The following is a 16,768-nucleotide window of genomic DNA, read 5'->3' as shown; positions in this document are numbered from 1 at the left end:
AGGGATTCTAAGTCGAAAATTATGGGAATTACGACCATGTATTTTTAAGATTTACAGTTCACAGTTTGAAGTTTTAAAATAGTCAAAAAAGAGCTCAAACACAAAAGTGTTTGAGCTCTCTCTTTAAATCAAGTATATTTAAGGAATCATTTTGATATATCTTTAACCTTTAATATAGGTAGAAAAGCTTATTTTGCTTTTTCTTCAGTAAAGGCATCGATTACTTTTGCAAGTAATCTATTTAATTCTTTAGATTCATCTTCATCAAGAGAAGATGCAACTGCAACATCTTGACATGCAGTATCTAATTCTGGACGAATTGCTTCGCTCTTATCAGTCAAATGGATAAATACTTCACGTTGATCAACTTCAGAACGTTCACGTTTGATTAAATCAACTTGTTCCATTCTCTTAAGTAATGGAGATACAGTACCAGTATCAAGCGCCAATTCTGTAACGACTTTTTTGACATTGACAGGTGATTCACCCCAAAGAATAGTAAGTACTAAAAATTGTGGGTATGTTAGTTTGTATTTCTTAAAGACATTATTAGAGTAGTAGCGATTTACTTGTCTTTGAGCGTTATACAAACTGAAACAAAGTTGTTCCTTTAAATTAAGTGGTTCAGACATAAGTTCTCCTCCAGACATTCTATCCGTTTTCTTTACTTTGCATCGGACCTGAATCCGTCTAACGTTGTGTGTGACACTTCCTCAAATACACTTTTGCACTGTGCCATGCTAAAATATAGCGTGTATAAAGTTTAGAAGATATCTAATATTTTATCAAGTGAAAGATTAATTATACGAAAAAATTATCTTTTACACAAACATTTAAATTTATGAAATGAGTGAGATTTTTGAAAAATATTAAACAGCCTAAAATCGCTATTACCGTAGTAACAGGTTTTTTAGGTAGTGGGAAAACAACTTTTCTCAGTAATTATGTAAAATATTTACTAAATAAAAATGAAAACCCAAGTATCATCGTAAATGAATACGGCAATTTAGATGTAGATAGCAATGCATTAAGCCATGATATAGAGGTTGCATCGATATTAAATGGTTGCATATGTTGTGACTTGCAACGGGATTTAATAAAACAATTAAAACATTTTATTAACAAAAGTGCAATGCACCATATTATAATTGAGGCTACGGGTATCGCACACCCAATTGAAATTATTGCAGCTTGTCAAGATCCTGAAATCGTTGAATACCTTGCCACACCAGTAGTTATAGGCTTAGCAGACGCACCGAGATTTTTGAATAGAGCCCAATATACTGATAATACAATACAATTAATGGAAGAACAATTAAAAGTAAGTCATGCAATTGTAATCAATAAAATGGATTTGTTGGAAAGTATTGAGTACGATAAGATAAAAGAAATTGAAAAAATTAACCCACAAGCACCGAAATTTTATACATCATATGCTGATTTAGATATGGATAATTTAATTTTAACAACAGATGATAGTATGTCACATTTAGGTCAACCAATGCATCATCATGGAATTAAGAGCTTACAGTATCAATTTACTGGGCCAATTGATCGTCAATTATTCTATCAGTTTATTTTACGGCTACCTGATAATGTTCTAAGATTAAAGGGATACGTCAAGTTTCACGATACGCCAAATGATATATATGAATTTCAATATGCATTTGGTTTGCCAGATTATGAAGTCATCGACACAACGATGCCGTTAACAATTGTAATTATTGGTGAACAAATAGATGAAAACCAACTGCGCAATAAATTGGATATGCTACAGTTCACTTGATTATTGAATATAATAAAAAGGGTGTTGAAGATATATGAATAAAGTGAAAATTAATCAATACGTTTCTTTTTCGAATGTAATACAAGGGTTTTGGAGAGCGAAAGACTGGAACTGGACACCTCAACAATTAAATAGATATTTGAATGAATTGGTTGAAAGAGGTATTACAACTATGGACCATGCTGATATTTATGGCTCATACAGTTGTGAAAGTATCTTTGGTGAAGCGCTAAAACTATCACCACAACTTCGCGATCAAATTGAAATTGTAACTAAATGTGGTATCGTATTGCCATCAAGTCCACTTCATGAAACAAATGGCCATCGCTATGATCATAGTAAAGAGCATATTATTCAATCTGTTGATCGTTCGCTACAAAATTTACAAGTTGAACAACTAGATTCTCTGCTCATTCATAGACCATCACCTTTAATGGACCCTAACGAAGTGACTGAAGCAATAAAAGCATTGGTTAAACAAGGAAAAGTTAAGTCATTTGGTGTTTCGAACTTCAATAAATCTGAATACGATTTACTAAGCAAATGTTTAGTTTGTGATAAATTGCATATCACTTTAAATCAACTGGAAGTGTCGCCATATACTTTAGACGCTATTGAAAATGGTATCATTAATCATATGTATAAAGATGATGTTAAAATTATGTCGTGGAGCCCTATGGCAGGTGGTAAATTATTCGATTTAGAAGACGAAAAATCTGCTAGAATCATGGCAGTTGTTTCTCCTTTAGCACAAAAATATAATGTAACCTTGAATGGTATCGTTATGGCATGGTTAAATAAACATCCTGCATCACTAATGCCAGTGCTAGGCACACACAAAATTGAACGTATTGATGAAGCGATTAATGGCTTGAAGGTGTCACTTACAGATCAAGAATGGTTTGATATTTATACGGCTTCTTTAGGTCATGACATCCCGTAGTTTAAAGTTTGAAGGAGTAAAGATAATGAATACAGAGAACGAACAGCATCAATTAAATCAACATAAGTTTCAACGTAATTTTATTAATTTTCCGTTTTTAGGTTTTGCCTTAGTCATTGCAATATTAAATATTGTGTATCCTGATATTAATATAATGATGACACTTTTTGGACTATTTTTCTTTTATAATGGTGCTATTTTATTCATAGCATTTATTAAACATTATAAACGTGTAATTGTTTTAGCATTGATACTAACAATTTTAAGTATGGTTCTATTTGGCTTATCAATGTATTTATATGCGTTAACAAATAATCTATTTTAATGCTTTGTTTTAACGACCTTTAGGAGGAAATAAATGGAACAGTGGATAACGCATTTTATGGAGCAACATGGCTATTTAGGTATAGGATTATTAATCTTTTTGGAAAATATATTTCCTCCAATACCATCTGAAATTATTTTAACATTTGGTGGTTTTATGACAACTAAGTCTGATTTAGGCTTTATTGGCGTGACAATCACTTCAACGCTTGGTTCTGTTATTGGGGCTATTGTTCTCTATGGTATTGGTGCCTGGATTGGCGAGCGGAACTTATATCGCTTTGTAAATCGTTATGGGAAGTTTTTACGTGTGAAAATCAAAGATATAGATAGAACGATTAATTGGTTTGAAAAGTATGGATATTGGACAATTTTCTTTTGTCGTTTTGTGCCACTGTTAAGAAGTTTAATTTCCATCCCAGCTGGTTTAACTCGAATGAATATACCATTGTTTATTTTGTTTACTACGCTTGGTACCTTAATTTGGAATATCGTGCTGATTTATTTAGGACAAGCAGTGGGCGGAAATTGGCATGCAATTGTTTACTACATGGATATCTATTCTAAAATTATTTATTTCGTTTTAATTGTTTTAGTCATTTTTATAATTTGGAAATGGATTAAAAGGCAAAAAACGCATAAGTAAATTTGATAATTTAACTTAACGAAATGAAATCATTATCGGTGGTTAGAGATGATATAATTTAAGTAACGTGATCAAGAGATTGTATGAGGGAGTTGCTTTTATGACAAAACAAAAAGTTTCTATTATAGGTGGCGGCAATACGGGTGCAACATTGGCTTTTATTGTTGCTCAACAAGAGTTGGCTGACGTTGTACTGATTGACCGTCCAACAAATGAAGGTCAAGTTAAAGGTAAAGCACTAGATATTTTAGAAAGTAGTCCAGTCTATGGCTTTGATGTAAATGTAAAAGGGTCCGTTGACTATACTGATACAAAAAATTCAGATGTTGTAGTGATTACAGCAGGTGTACCACGTAAACCTGGGATGAGTCGTGACGATTTAGTACAGGTTAATGAGGCGGTTATGCATGATGTTACAAAAGAAATCGTGAAATATTCACCTGATTGTAAGATTATCGTACTTACGAACCCTGTAGATGCTATGACGTATTCAGTATTGAAAGCTTCTGGATTTCCGAAAGAGCGAGTAATAGGACAATCCGGTGTATTAGATACATCAAGATATCTAACGTTTATTGCTGAAGCCTTAAAAGTTTCTATTAAAGATATCAAAGGTTTAGTATTAGGTGGTCATGGCGATACGATGGTTCCGTTAGTAGATTCGACTAATGTTAATGGTGTACCACTTCATAAACTACTTGATGCACAACAAATTGAGACAATTGTTGAACGCACACGTAAGGGCGGTGCAGAAATCGTAGAATTACTCGGAAATGGTTCAGCTTATTATGCTCCAGCTTCAGCAGTATACAGTATGATTGAAGCTATATTGAAAGACCAACATAGATTACTGCCTAGTATTGCACTACTAGAAGGGGAATATCAATTTACAGATATATGCTTAGGGGTTCCAACAATTTTAAGTTCAAATGGTATTGAAAGTATTGTAGATTTAAATTTATCTAATGATGAATATGAGCAATTAAAAGTTTCTGCAGAGTCGGTTCAAGAAGTTAAACAAGCATTAAAGCTTTAAAATATATGGCATAATGCATTCATATAAAATAGTGATTTATATATATAACGCTTTAGTTAAGGGTTGGGGCATAGTAACATGTCTTAGCCCTTATCTTTGATAATGATGAGGTAGTAATAAAGATTCGTTAAATATAGGTTTGCTCAGCTAATAAAAGTATGGAAATCTGATAGAATGTATTTGCTTTATTTAGGAAAATAAATCGATTTTTGATCACATTATCATAATGGATGAACCAATGTTTGTGCACATAAAAAGCTGTCGACAAAAGTTTAAAGGCTTGTCGACAGCTTAGTAGTGTTTAGGAAAGTATATAAATTATTACATATATTTATAGGGATGAGACCGTTTGTTTATAAACATAATAATAAATGCTTCATAAATCTATTAAAATCTAAAGACACAAATATATAAAGTTACGTATTCAAAAAACGTTAATATATACATATATTTCAATCTTAATTTTATGTTGATGGGGACGCTCCAATTTGGAAAACGACGTTCATAATAAAATAGTTGTAGATAAAATAAACCAATACCTAATGGGAACAACATCAATATAATGCTGTGAAGATATGAAAAACCTACATCATGTAATAAATGTCCGATGATTAATTGACATAAAATTAAAACAATAATGAGAACTAAAATATTCAAAGTCATTTTACGCTACGCACTCCTTTCGCAAATAGGAATATAATCACTTGTAATGCAATAAGTAATAAAATAAAACGTAACGTATCAGTATTTAAACTCGAAGATACTTCATTAAAAATACGAAGCGGTTCATGAATAAGATAAACTGAATGTAAACGTAAGAAGCGTCCAATAAATATACCGAGACCATTTAAGAACATCATAACTACAATAATTAATCTATTGAGCCAGAGATGTTGCGTGAATTGTTCCATTTCTAAAAACATTAGAATTAATAGGTAAATAGCTAGTAATACGCCAGATACAAGGAATGCAAAATACGCCCATTCACTAATTACTAAACCTTGATAGAAATTGAAATTAAACTGATTTAAATGTATTAAGTCAGTAATCATATACAAAGTATTTGGCACCATCAAGACAAAAATAAGTGTGAAAATAATGAATAGTGGCCACTCATATTTGTATTTTGGTTTAAATAAATTTAACAGTAAGCATAGTTCAAACGGCACATACGCTAGAAATAGATTAAGCGTCATAAATTGGAAATAATTATTGAAAAATATTGAAACTAATATCAATATAAGGAAAATGATTCTAGCGATATAACGCGCTTGCATAAATACACCTACTTTCTTTTTAATTAAGCGCTAATATAATAGATTACTAATGAATTGTAATTTAATTGTGCATTAGTAAATGCAATATAAAACTTCTTTTGTGCTAATAGACGAAGATAAATATTAACCCATGTTTTTGAAATATGAGACTACATGATACATTTTTTAAATATAAATTTCAATTATTAACTTAAGTTATACATGTTAAACACACGGACATAACTCTGTAGTAGGGTATTAAAACATGTGATTTATAGGAGGATAAATACAAGTATAAAAGCAGAGATAATTCTATTATATTGAAACATCTCTGCTTACTACTCATTTTGCTTTTTGAACAAAGTTTAATCTAAAGTCACGCTTTTTACTTTAACTAACAAATTATAAATCTAACAGGTTTAACCCAATTGTTTCATTGTATTTGCGGTTTATATCTAAATTTGTCATTGTGATTACAATTTCTGCTGTAGCAGAAACGACGGCTTTAGTTAAATGTCCGCTCAATGTGTCATATTGGTTGGTTCCGAATGTGGCATGTAAATGCGCAAATGGCTTTTCGTCAATATGAGAGATATTACCCATTAAACTGATGAGCTCTAAAGGTTCATCAATGGTTTTCTTTTCATAAGTTTTGGTTTCTAAATTATAGAAGTTAAGTTCTGCGCTAGCACATGCACCGATGCCACTAACTGTGCCAAATTGTCCACCTTGTTCTGTTGCAATATCTGTTACTGCAGATACAATGTCTTCACCTTGTTCTAATACTAAAACAATCGTCTTACCATCTACTTGATAAATCATAGAAAACCTCCATCCTGAAAATTAGATACATCTTTATTATACAAGTTATAATTACGATATTATATGATAGTGATTAGAAAATAAATTTTTTATTGCCATTTCTCATGAAACTGTTATAAAATGTTCTAATATTAGGCTTGTTCTCGTATATTAGAGAATTGAAAGCCGCTTCAAACAATTTATAAAAATAAAGGAGCGAGCAACGTGAAGAAGCAGTTTATTATCTTATATTTTAATATTTTTCTTGTCTTTTTAGGTATTGGTTTAGTCGTTCCTGTGCTCCCTGTTTATTTAAAAGATTTAGGTTTAAAAGGTAGCGATTTAGGCATACTGGTAGCTGTATTTGCTTTAGCTCAAATGATTATCTCACCATTTGGCGGTACACTCGCAGATAAATTAGGTAAAAAGTTAATCATCTGTATTGGCTTAGGCCTATTTGCGATTTCAGAATTCTTATTCGCTGCAAGTCATACGTTCTCACTTCTGATTGTTTCTAGAATACTTGGTGGGTTTAGTGCAGGTATGGTTATGCCAGGTGTCACAGGCATGATTGCAGATATCTCATCAGGTAGAGATAAAGCTAAAAACTTTGGATATATGTCAGCAATAATTAATTCTGGATTTATTTTAGGGCCAGGGCTTGGTGGTTTATTAGCAGAAGTTTCACATAGATTACCATTCTATGTAGCGGGTTTTAGTGGCTGTTTAGCCTTGATACTTTCAATTATACTTATTAAAAATCCGAAACATGAAACGCAAGATGGATTTACCAAATATCAACCTGAGTTGCTAACAAAAATTGATTGGAAAGTCTTTCTTACGCCAATCATTTTAACCTTAGTACTAGCTTTCGGGTTGTCTTCATTTGAAACACTGTTCCCACTTTATACTGCAGACAAAGCACAATATTCTCCTATTGATATCTCGTTTGCTATCACAGGTGGCGGTATTTTGGGTGCAGTATTCCAAGTATTCTTCTTTGATAAGTTTATGAACTATTTTAAAGAATTAACGTTTATTACTTATTCATTGCTATATTCAGCAATTATTCTATTAGCATTAACTTTTGTTCACGGCTATTGGTCAATTATGTTAATTAGTTTTATTGTTTTTATTGGCTTTGATATGATTCGCCCAGCTATTACAAATTATTTCTCGAATATAGCAGGTAATAGACAAGGTTTCGCAGGTGGATTAAATTCTACGTTTACTAGTATGGGGAATTTTATCGGTCCATTAGTTGCAGGTACATTATATGATATTAATTTTGAATTTCCATTATACATGTCGATATTCGTCATGGTTTTAGGTATGCTGGTCATCTTTATAGAGAGCCAGTTGAGATCACGTTTTAGAAAAACATAATTCAACATAAGAAAGAGCGAATAGATTATAGTGTGGTTGACATGTCTGAATCCTATATATGTTATAGGCACTAGTGATATTTTTTGAAATAATTTTTGTCTTTATTATAGAAGCGGAGCAATGAAATCTGATTACAGTAATTAGATTTCATTGCTCCGCTTTTTTACATGGGAATTTAATTGTGTCAACGGTGATATTTATATTATTTGTGTTGAATAAAGTACTGAATATGACACTTGTATTAAATAAAGTAGGCTTTACGTAATAAACATGTAACAAAGGTTACGATTCTTTTAAATTGTGTTCTATATAAGTTTTTCGTCAATAATCTATGATAACATGATAGGAAATGTAATAATTGTAAGTAAGGGGATAAACTTGAAAAATTTAATTTTAACTATCATGGCTTTCCTTCTCGCTTGCTGTTTAGCGTTTCTTCTTTTTATAGCTACAAATCAACAAGCCCTAGCCAAAGTTCATGAAACCATTTCTAGTTTTTCTATTGTGGATGAAATTGCAGAAGCTAAGGATATAACTAAAGAAAAAAGTGAGAATCCAATAAAAGCAGCAACAAAAGAAGAAATAAATAATGAACCATATAACGCTGAAAACTATAAACCGATTGCCAAATTGACAACACATGATTTAAAAGATGACGAAGTTGGAAAAGCAAATTTACCTCCATTTTCCAATGCATTAAAAAAAGCACAAACAGTAGTGAATAAAGATAATAACGATTCAAATGCCTATAATGATTATGGTATTGATACAACATGCCAAGGGGCTCATTATTACATCTTTACATTTGAAAATAAAAGTAAACCAAATACGTATTATAGAGTAACTGTAGATGAAGATAATAAAGCAAGTGTTTTTGATAAGTCTTATCAAATCAAACCGCAAAATGATAAACCTAATATCTCTCCTCAAGAATCTGAGGTTATAGCGCAAAAATACGCTATTGATGAACTAGGTCAAAATGCAGTATTAAAAAATGTAAAAGAATCGAAAGATGGTATGTTTTATACTTTCCATGAATATAAGAAGGAAAGAGACTATAAAGTTGTTGTGAATAAAACGGGAGATGTAATTCGCCAACCAGCACTTGATTAATCATTAAAATATAGCTACACAAACGTTAACCCATGACGTTTATGTGGCTCTTTTTTATAAATGAAAAAAGTATTAAGTGAAACGTTTCAATGTTATGATAATATTAACGGTTAAAATGAATAATGAAGCGTAGATTATATTCAATCAGTACGTAAATTTTGTTTAAGAAAAGGATGAGCGTTTTGAGAAAAATAAAGAAAGCAATCATACCAGCTGCTGGTTTGGGTACGAGGTTTTTGCCGGCTACGAAAGCTATGCCGAAAGAAATGTTGCCAATCTTAGATAAACCGACAATTCAATATATAGTTGAAGAAGCGGCTCGTGCGGGTATTGAAGATATCATTATCGTAACAGGTAAACATAAAAGAGCTATCGAAGATCATTTTGATAATCAAAAAGAATTGGAAATGATTTTAGAAGAAAAAGATAAGCAAGAGTTACTTGAAAAAGTAAAATACTCTACAGAGCTTGCTAATATATTTTATGTTAGACAAAAAGAGCAAAAAGGATTAGGACATGCAATTTATTCCGCACGTCAATTTATAGGCACTGAACCTTTTGCAGTATTGTTGGGTGATGATATAGTCGAATCTGACACGCCAGCAATTAAACAATTGATGAATGCATACGAAGAAACTGGGAAATCAGTGATTGGTGTCCAAGAAGTTGAAGAAAACTTAACGCATAGATATGGCATTATCGATCCAATGGAAAAGTCAGGTAGAAAATACGAGGTGGTAAAATTTGTTGAAAAGCCAAAACAAGGCACAGCACCTTCTAATTTAGCCATCATGGGACGTTATGTATTGACTGCAGATATCTTTGATTACTTAGCAACGCAAGGTAAAGGCGCAGGTGGTGAAATCCAACTTACAGATGCAATTGAACGTTTAAACACTGACGATCAAGTCTATGCTTATGATTTCGAAGGTGAACGTTATGATGTTGGTGAAAAATTAGGATTTGTGAAAACTACGATTGAGTATGCTTTGAAAGATGAATCGATGCGTGATGAATTAGTTGATTTTATTAAAAGTTTGAAAATAGATTGAATTCTTGCATTAAAATCATTCAAACATAATAGATAAGGATAGAATTCTATCATTTGAGCTGTTATATGTATCGACTGAAATGGTTGATATACTATGGGGTGATGAAATGAAACAAAAGAAAACAAACGCGATGCGAATATTAGACAGTCAAGCTATTGCTTATAGCGTGAATACATATGATATTAGTACACAACATATGGATGGGGGACATGTAGCACAAAAAGTAGGTGTTGATCCAGACCATGTATATAAAACACTTGTTTTAGAAAATGCAGCGCATGAGCACTTCGTATTTATTATACCAGTAAATAAAACATTAGATATGAAAACAGCAGCCCAATCAGTGACAGAAAAAAAGTTGAACTTAATGCCGCTTGATCATTTGAAAAAAGTTACTGGTTATATTAGAGGCGGTTGTTCTCCAATAGGAATGAAGCGTCAGTTTCCAACAGTGATTGACCAAAATGCTCAAGCATTAGATTCGATATATATAAGTGGTGGAGACCGAGGTGTTCAAATTAATATACGTGTAAAAGATTTAATCGCAGTAACGCAAGCACAAGTAATGCATATCATCCAAGAGACAAAGTAACAGGAACATAACATTGTGACTGAATAGACTTAATATACATGTTAAAGTTTACTATCCAAAAATTAGTTGTTGCTACTATAAATGTACTAATGTTAAAGGTTTCATTAATAGTGTATGCTAAGTCAATTTATAACCTTTATTTATAAGGAGCTTCGTTAATTTAGTTTAATCGTATTGATTAAATTATACGTAAGGGCCTTATTTTTTTAAAAGTATTTTAATGTAAAATAACATATGAATGCGACGTGTTTTGATGAGGCTCTTGAGGGAACAGGACAAGCTGGATTACAGGCTGAAGCTGTCCCCTAAGAAAGCGAACCAACAATACGAAGTATTGAATAAAAAAAGAAGCACTCAGATGAATTGAATTAAATCATTTGAGTGCTTCTTTTTTCTGGGATTTATGCCCCAATCCTATTTTTATAGTTTTGTTTGAGAGGGAGGCCCAAGCCTCTCTTGTTTAAAATTTAATATATACGAAATTAAAACAGGTGCATATATTAAGAATAAAATATGACGGAAAGATGAAATTTCTAACCAGTAATTGACTGTTTTTGACTGTTTTTGACAAAAAATGATTGAAAAAAGAAAGCGGAAACATTATAATGACAATGAGCTGAGGTGAAGGTATGATAACGGAAAAGCGCCACGAGTTAATTTTGACTGAATTGTCAAAAAAAGATTTTTTAACATTACAAGAATTAATAGATCGCACTGGCTGTAGTGCCTCGACAATTCGCCGTGACTTATCAAAGCTACAAAATTTGGGGAAATTAAAAAGATTGCATGGGGGCGCGACACTCAATCAATCATCAGTGTTAGAGCCTAATCTGGCAGATAAACGAGGTACTAATTTAAAAGAAAAACAAGAAATTGGCAGAATCGCTGCGAGCCAAATTGAAGAATGTGACTGTGTGTTTTTGGACGCAGGATCTACTACACTCGAAATGATTCCTTTTATTAAAGCAAGTGACATAATCGTAGTGACTAATGGTCTAACGCATGTTGAAGAGCTCCTTAAATATGGGATTAGAACTTTGATAATTGGTGGGGAAGTTAAATCCACTACATTTGCTACAGTTGGTGCGAGTGCCTTAGAAACATTAAAGCGTTATCGCTTTGACAAAGTATTTTTAGGAATGAATGGTATTGATTTAAAATATGGTTTAACAACACCTGATGAACAAGAAGCAATCATCAAACATCATGCCATGGAATTAGGAACACAAGTTTATGTATTAATCGACCATGCTAAATATGAAAAAGTTTATTTTGCTCATGTCCCGTTAGAAGCTAATGTATCACTTATTACTTCTAAGAAGGCAATGACAAATCAATATTTTAGATTATTTGCTGAAAAATATAATTTTATTGGAGGAACATTATGATTTATACAGTTACATTTAATCCTTCTATTGACTACATTATGTTTGCGAGTGACTTTGAACTTAATGGGTTAAATCGTGCCGCAGAAACATATAAATTTGCAGGTGGCAAAGGTATTAATGTTTCCAGAGTATTAAAAACGTTAGGAGTACAATCTACTGCACTTGGTTTCGCAGGAGGCTTTCCAGGACAATTTATTGCAGATACTTTAACAAAAGCAAATATTGGTACTGATTTTGTTCAAGTAGATGAGGATACTAGAATTAACGTTAAATTAAAAACGGGTGAAGAAACTGAAATTAATGCGCCTGGTCCACAAATTTCGAATGTGCAGTTTGAAACATTATTATCGCAAATCAAAGATACAACCAAGAAAGACACAGTGATTGTTGCTGGTAGTATTCCTAAAAGTGTTCCTAATGATGCATATGAACAAATAGGTAAGATTACAAAAGCAACAGGCGCACAATTAGTAGTAGATGCTGAAAAAGATTTAGTTGAATCTGTATTAAAATATAATCCATTATTTATTAAACCTAATAAAGATGAATTAGAAGTGATGTTTAATACTACAATTGATTCTGATCAAAAAGTAATTCAATTTGCACGTGAAATTTTAGCAAAAGGTGCTAAATCTGTAATTATCTCATTGGGAGGAGAAGGAGCCGTATATGTCGATGAGCAATACAGTTATAAAGCAAGTGTACCAAATGGTCATGTTGTAAATACTGTTGGCTCTGGAGATAGTACAGTAGCAGGCATGGTTGCAGGTTTAGAAGCAGGTCTGACGATTGAAGAAGCATTTAAACAAGCTGTGTCAGCAGGTACTGCTACAGCATTTAATGATGATTTAGCTACGAAAACTGCAATTGAAGACATTAAAACACAAGTTGTGATTACGACACTAGACGGGAGTGAATAATATGAGAATTACCGAATTATTAACAAAAGATACAATTGCAATGGATCTTTCTTCAACAGAAAAGAATGGTGTCATTGACGAACTAGTTAATCAATTAGATAAAGCTGGAAAACTAAATGATGTGACATCTTTTAAAAAAGCAATCCATAATCGTGAATCTCAAAGTACAACAGGTATTGGTGAAGGCATAGCTATACCTCATGCTAAGGTTTCAGCAGTTACAACACCAGCAATTGCTTTTGGGAAATCAAAAGCAGGTGTAGATTATCAGAGTTTAGATATGCAACCAGCACATTTATTCTTTATGATTGCTGCACCTGAAGGCGGAGCACAAACACACTTAGATGCATTAGCTAAATTGTCTGGTATTCTGATGGATGAAAAAGTTCGTGAATCATTACTTCATGCCAATTCACCTGAAGAAGTATTACAAATTATAGATCAGGCAGATGATGAAGCAACTGAAGAAGAAGCAACTGAAGAAGCGACTCAAGGTGTTGCCACAGATAATGAAAATTCAAATGAACCATACGTTTTAGCAGTAACAGCATGTCCAACAGGTATTGCTCATACTTATATGGCACGTGACGCTTTGAAAAAACAAGCTGAGAAAATGAACGTTAAAATTAAAGTTGAAACAAATGGATCCGGCGGCATAAAAAATCATCTTACAGACGAAGATATTCAACGTGCATCAGGTATTATTGTAGCCGCTGATGTACATGTTGAGACAGATCGTTTTGATGGTAAAAATGTCGTTGAAGTACCGGTTGCAGATGGTATAAAACGACCAGAAGAATTAATTAACTTGGCACAAGATACATCTCGTAAACCATTTGTAGCACGTAGTGGCAATAAGGCGAGTGGTCAATCAACAAGCAATGAAAAACAAGGTGTCGGTAAAACAATATACAAACATTTAATGAACGGTGTATCTAATATGTTACCACTTGTTATTGCTGGTGGTATTTTGATGGCAATTGCGTTCTTATTTGGTGCTAACTCTTTTGATCCAAAAAGTTCAGAATATAATGCTTTTGCTGAACAATTATGGAATATAGGTAATAAGAGTGCATTCATGTTAATTATTCCGATACTTGCTGGTTACATTGCCCGTAGTATTGCAGATAAACCAGGATTTGCAGCAGGTCTTGTCGGTGGTGTCCTAGCAAGCACAGGTGATTCAGGATTTATTGGTGGTATTCTTGCAGGTTTCTTAGCAGGTTACTTAACATTAGGTATTAAAAAATTATGCGCAGGTATGCCTCAATCATTAGAAGGTTTAAAACCAACTCTTATTTTCCCAGTACTTTCAGTTACGATCACAGGATTATTAATGATTTATGTCATTAATCCACCAGCATCATGGCTGAATAATACACTATTGAACGGATTAGAAAGTTTATCAGGTACAAATATAATGTTACTTGGTTTAGTTGTTGGTGCAATGATGGCCATTGACATGGGTGGTCCGTTTAATAAGGCTGCTTATGTATTCTCTGTAGCAGCGTTAACAAGTGGCAATGCTGCTCCGATTACGGCAGCAATGATTGGTGGTATGGTTCCTCCAATTGCTATTGCAACAGCAATGCTAATATTCCGTAAGAAATTCACAAAAGAACAAAAAGGTTCTGTACTACCGAACTACATCATGGGCTTATCATTTATAACAGAAGGTGCTATTCCATTTGCAGCTGCTGACCCAATTCGAGTTATACCTTCAATGATGGTTGGATCTGGTGTGGCTGGAGCTATTGCGTTAGGACTTGGTTCTGCAATTCAAGCACCACATGGTGGTATTATTGTTATATTAGGTACAGACTTTGGTCATGTACTTCAATCATTAATTGCAATTATTATCGGCTCATTAGTTGCAGCAATTATTTACGGTTTATTAAAGCCTAAGTTAACACAAGACGAAATTCATACTTCTGAAGCTATGAATGATTAAAATATATGCTATATAGCAATTAAGAAAAGCCAGAAAAGCTCATCTAATTGAGTTCATTTTCTGGCTTTTTATATTATATGACTAGAAGTAAAAAGTTTTGAATATAATTAAGTGATTGAATTTGGTAAAATATTAATAAAGTGTCAGTTAAATAAAATAGATTAAATTAGCGTAAAGAAGGTAGAAAAATGAATAAATATGTTATTGCAAATGGACGCATTTATACTGAAAACGAAACGATAGAACAAGGCCACATTTTGATTGAAGATGGCAAAATTGTGCAAATTGCCGAAGGTGAATATCAAGGAGGCTTAACAACCATAGATGTAAAAGGGCAACATGTGTTACCCGGTTTTATTGATATACATATGCATGGTGGCTATGGCGAAGACGCTATGGACGCTTCATTTGAAGGTTTAAAACATTTGTCAGAATCATTATTATCGGAAGGTACAACGAGTTTCTTGGCTACAACAATGACGCAGTCTGATGAAAATATTATCAAAGCTTTAAAGAATATTGTGAACTATCAAGAACAACAAGATTCACTAAATTCAGCTAGTATTGTAGGAATACATTTAGAAGGACCATTTATATCTGAGTATAAAGTAGGTGCTCAAAATCCAGCCTACGTTCAACGTCCTTCAGTTGAAAAGGTACAACAATTTCAAGAAATTGCTAACAATCAAATAAAAGTAATGACTTTTGCACCAGAAGTAGAAGGTGCAGATGAAACCTTATCAACATTACATGATCAAATTAATTTTTCTATTGGTCATACAGTGGCAACATTTGATGAAGTTAATGAAGCGGTAGCGCATGGCGCGAAGCATGTGACACATCTTTATAATGCTGGTACAGCATTCGAACATAGAAACCCAGGTTTATCTGGTGCTGCTTGGGTTAACGATGGGCTTAGTACGGAATCAATTGTTGATGGCATTCATTCACATCCCGCATCTGTAAAGGTTGCCTATAAACAAAAAGGGAATAAACGTTTCTTTTTGATTACTGATGCTATGAGAGCAAAAGGTATGCCAGACGGTGAATATGATCTAGGTGGACAGAATGTTGTAGTTAAAGGTTCAGAAGCGAGACTGGCATCTGGTGCTCTTGCAGGCAGTATCCTGAAAATGAATGAAGGCTTAAAGAACCTAATTGAATTTACAGGAGCGTCATTAGATGACTTGTGGCGTGTTACAAGTTTAAACCAAGCAATTGCATTGAAGATTGAAGGTGACAAAGGAAGTATAGCCGTAGGGAAAGACGCAGATATTGTAGTTGTTGATAATGATATTCAAGTTTTAACAACTATTAAATCAGGTAAAGTTCACAACTTTAACTCATAATTAATAAGGTTAAAAATATTTTTTAAAATTGACTTTAACACTGATTTACGTTTCAATAATGAATTGACTTAAAGAAATTATTGATTGCAAAAATTACAAGAAATGTTCATTTTGTGATAAGATAAAAGAAATGCGTATTTTTAGGGAGGTGTCACAATGGGAAGGATGTAGTAAGTCAAAAAGTAATCATTAATAATATAAATACTTATGTTCGGTCACCTATTG

General features: G+C 32.9%; 17 protein-coding genes. 13 read left to right on the top strand and 4 right to left on the bottom strand.

Annotated features, from left to right (window positions below):
• Positions 1 to 188 precede the first annotated feature (188 nt).
• Positions 189 to 632: a MarR family winged helix-turn-helix transcriptional regulator gene (locus ACSUE0_RS08010; protein WP_017722569.1), complete on the bottom strand. Its 444-nt coding sequence runs from the start codon at positions 630 to 632 to the stop codon at positions 189 to 191.
• 227 nt (positions 633 to 859) lie between these two features.
• On the opposite strand from ACSUE0_RS08010, the gene ACSUE0_RS08005 reads away from it, so the two are divergent.
• From ACSUE0_RS08005 to mdh, 5 genes are all read left to right on the top strand, one after another.
• On the top strand, positions 860 to 1,786 hold the full coding sequence (locus ACSUE0_RS08005; RefSeq protein WP_436956901.1) for a CobW family GTP-binding protein: 927 nt from the start codon (positions 860 to 862) through the stop codon (positions 1,784 to 1,786).
• A gap of 34 nt (positions 1,787 to 1,820) precedes the next feature.
• On the top strand, positions 1,821 to 2,729 hold the full coding sequence (locus ACSUE0_RS08000; protein WP_119614968.1) for an aldo/keto reductase: 909 nt from the start codon (positions 1,821 to 1,823) through the stop codon (positions 2,727 to 2,729).
• 25 nt (positions 2,730 to 2,754) lie between these two features.
• A complete protein-coding gene (locus ACSUE0_RS07995; protein WP_119614967.1) occupies positions 2,755 to 3,054 on the top strand; it encodes a hypothetical protein in 300 nt (99 codons plus the stop codon).
• A gap of 33 nt (positions 3,055 to 3,087) precedes the next feature.
• Positions 3,088 to 3,699: a DedA family protein gene (locus ACSUE0_RS07990; protein ID WP_119614966.1), complete on the top strand. Its 612-nt coding sequence runs from the start codon at positions 3,088 to 3,090 to the stop codon at positions 3,697 to 3,699.
• Between the two features lie 100 nt (positions 3,700 to 3,799).
• Positions 3,800 to 4,735 (top strand): malate dehydrogenase, encoded by a 936-nt coding sequence (gene mdh / locus ACSUE0_RS07985; protein WP_017722564.1) that lies wholly within the window; start codon positions 3,800 to 3,802, stop codon positions 4,733 to 4,735.
• Positions 4,736 to 5,122: 387 nt separating this feature from the next.
• Here the strand turns inward: mdh and ACSUE0_RS07980 are convergent, their stop codons facing one another.
• The 3 genes from ACSUE0_RS07980 to ACSUE0_RS07970 form a co-directional block, all read right to left on the bottom strand.
• Positions 5,123 to 5,398, bottom strand: a complete 276-nt coding sequence (locus ACSUE0_RS07980) for a hypothetical protein (protein WP_080619637.1) — start codon at positions 5,396 to 5,398, stop codon at positions 5,123 to 5,125.
• Positions 5,395 to 6,012, bottom strand: a complete 618-nt coding sequence (locus ACSUE0_RS07975) for a DUF1361 domain-containing protein (RefSeq protein ID WP_119613851.1) — start codon at positions 6,010 to 6,012, stop codon at positions 5,395 to 5,397. Before ACSUE0_RS07975 ends, ACSUE0_RS07980 begins: the two co-directional genes overlap by 4 nt.
• A 381-nt stretch (positions 6,013 to 6,393) precedes the next feature.
• Positions 6,394 to 6,813, bottom strand: coding sequence for a PPC domain-containing DNA-binding protein (locus tag ACSUE0_RS07970; protein ID WP_107552021.1), 420 nt, complete (start codon positions 6,811 to 6,813; stop codon positions 6,394 to 6,396).
• A gap of 204 nt (positions 6,814 to 7,017) precedes the next feature.
• Here ACSUE0_RS07970 and norA point away from each other — a divergent pair, with 204 nt between their 5' ends.
• The 8 genes from norA to nagA all read left to right on the top strand — a co-directional run bounded on the left by norA (position 7,018) and on the right by nagA (position 16,543).
• Positions 7,018 to 8,178 (top strand): multidrug efflux MFS transporter NorA, encoded by a 1,161-nt coding sequence (norA, locus tag ACSUE0_RS07965; RefSeq protein WP_119613852.1) that lies wholly within the window; start codon positions 7,018 to 7,020, stop codon positions 8,176 to 8,178.
• A 378-nt stretch (positions 8,179 to 8,556) separates the two neighbouring features.
• Entirely contained in the window at positions 8,557 to 9,291 is a 735-nt protein-coding gene (locus tag ACSUE0_RS07960; protein WP_436956898.1) for a hypothetical protein, read from the top strand.
• A gap of 182 nt (positions 9,292 to 9,473) precedes the next feature.
• Positions 9,474 to 10,343 carry a UTP--glucose-1-phosphate uridylyltransferase GalU gene (gene galU, locus ACSUE0_RS07955; RefSeq protein WP_119613854.1) on the top strand — a complete coding sequence of 290 codons (870 nt, stop codon included), beginning with the start codon at positions 9,474 to 9,476 and terminating at the stop codon, positions 10,341 to 10,343.
• 106 nt (positions 10,344 to 10,449) lie between these two features.
• Positions 10,450 to 10,935, top strand: coding sequence for a Cys-tRNA(Pro) deacylase (gene ybaK / locus ACSUE0_RS07950; protein ID WP_436956896.1), 486 nt, complete (start codon positions 10,450 to 10,452; stop codon positions 10,933 to 10,935).
• 629 nt (positions 10,936 to 11,564) lie between these two features.
• Positions 11,565 to 12,323: a DeoR/GlpR family DNA-binding transcription regulator gene (locus tag ACSUE0_RS07945; protein ID WP_119613856.1), complete on the top strand. Its 759-nt coding sequence runs from the start codon at positions 11,565 to 11,567 to the stop codon at positions 12,321 to 12,323.
• Positions 12,320 to 13,243, top strand: a complete 924-nt coding sequence (gene pfkB, locus ACSUE0_RS07940) for a 1-phosphofructokinase (protein ID WP_119613857.1) — start codon at positions 12,320 to 12,322, stop codon at positions 13,241 to 13,243. The genes ACSUE0_RS07945 and pfkB overlap by 4 nt, the downstream gene beginning before the upstream one ends.
• 1 nt (position 13,244) lies before the next feature.
• Entirely contained in the window at positions 13,245 to 15,194 is a 1,950-nt protein-coding gene (locus ACSUE0_RS07935) for a PTS fructose transporter subunit IIABC (RefSeq protein WP_119613858.1), read from the top strand.
• 188 nt (positions 15,195 to 15,382) lie between these two features.
• Positions 15,383 to 16,543 (top strand): N-acetylglucosamine-6-phosphate deacetylase, encoded by a 1,161-nt coding sequence (gene nagA / locus ACSUE0_RS07930; protein WP_119613859.1) that lies wholly within the window; start codon positions 15,383 to 15,385, stop codon positions 16,541 to 16,543.
• Positions 16,544 to 16,768: the final 225 nt, after the last annotated feature.

This window comes from Staphylococcus sp. AS1337 (assembly GCF_051408735.1).
Taxonomy (GTDB): Bacteria; Bacillota; Bacilli; order Staphylococcales; family Staphylococcaceae; genus Staphylococcus; species Staphylococcus xylosus_B.
This window is presented reverse-complemented; position numbering and strand designations above follow the sequence as displayed.

Excerpts from the sequence above, each read along its gene's own strand:
- ACSUE0_RS08010 (WP_017722569.1), bottom strand. The coding sequence starts at position 632 with ATGTCTGAACCACTTAATTTAAAGGAACAACTTTGTTTCAGTTTGTAT.
- ACSUE0_RS08000 (WP_119614968.1), top strand. The coding sequence starts at position 1,821 with ATGAATAAAGTGAAAATTAATCAATACGTTTCTTTTTCGAATGTAATA.
- ACSUE0_RS07995 (WP_119614967.1), top strand. The coding sequence starts at position 2,755 with ATGAATACAGAGAACGAACAGCATCAATTAAATCAACATAAGTTTCAA.
- ACSUE0_RS07990 (WP_119614966.1), top strand. The coding sequence starts at position 3,088 with ATGGAACAGTGGATAACGCATTTTATGGAGCAACATGGCTATTTAGGT.
- mdh (WP_017722564.1), top strand. The coding sequence starts at position 3,800 with ATGACAAAACAAAAAGTTTCTATTATAGGTGGCGGCAATACGGGTGCA.
- ACSUE0_RS07980 (WP_080619637.1), bottom strand. The coding sequence starts at position 5,398 with ATGACTTTGAATATTTTAGTTCTCATTATTGTTTTAATTTTATGTCAA.
- ACSUE0_RS07975 (WP_119613851.1), bottom strand. The coding sequence starts at position 6,012 with ATGCAAGCGCGTTATATCGCTAGAATCATTTTCCTTATATTGATATTA.
- ACSUE0_RS07970 (WP_107552021.1), bottom strand. The coding sequence starts at position 6,813 with ATGATTTATCAAGTAGATGGTAAGACGATTGTTTTAGTATTAGAACAA.
- ybaK (WP_436956896.1), top strand. The coding sequence starts at position 10,450 with ATGAAACAAAAGAAAACAAACGCGATGCGAATATTAGACAGTCAAGCT.
- ACSUE0_RS07945 (WP_119613856.1), top strand. The coding sequence starts at position 11,565 with ATGATAACGGAAAAGCGCCACGAGTTAATTTTGACTGAATTGTCAAAA.
- pfkB (WP_119613857.1), top strand. The coding sequence starts at position 12,320 with ATGATTTATACAGTTACATTTAATCCTTCTATTGACTACATTATGTTT.
- ACSUE0_RS07935 (WP_119613858.1), top strand. The coding sequence starts at position 13,245 with ATGAGAATTACCGAATTATTAACAAAAGATACAATTGCAATGGATCTT.
- nagA (WP_119613859.1), top strand. The coding sequence starts at position 15,383 with ATGAATAAATATGTTATTGCAAATGGACGCATTTATACTGAAAACGAA.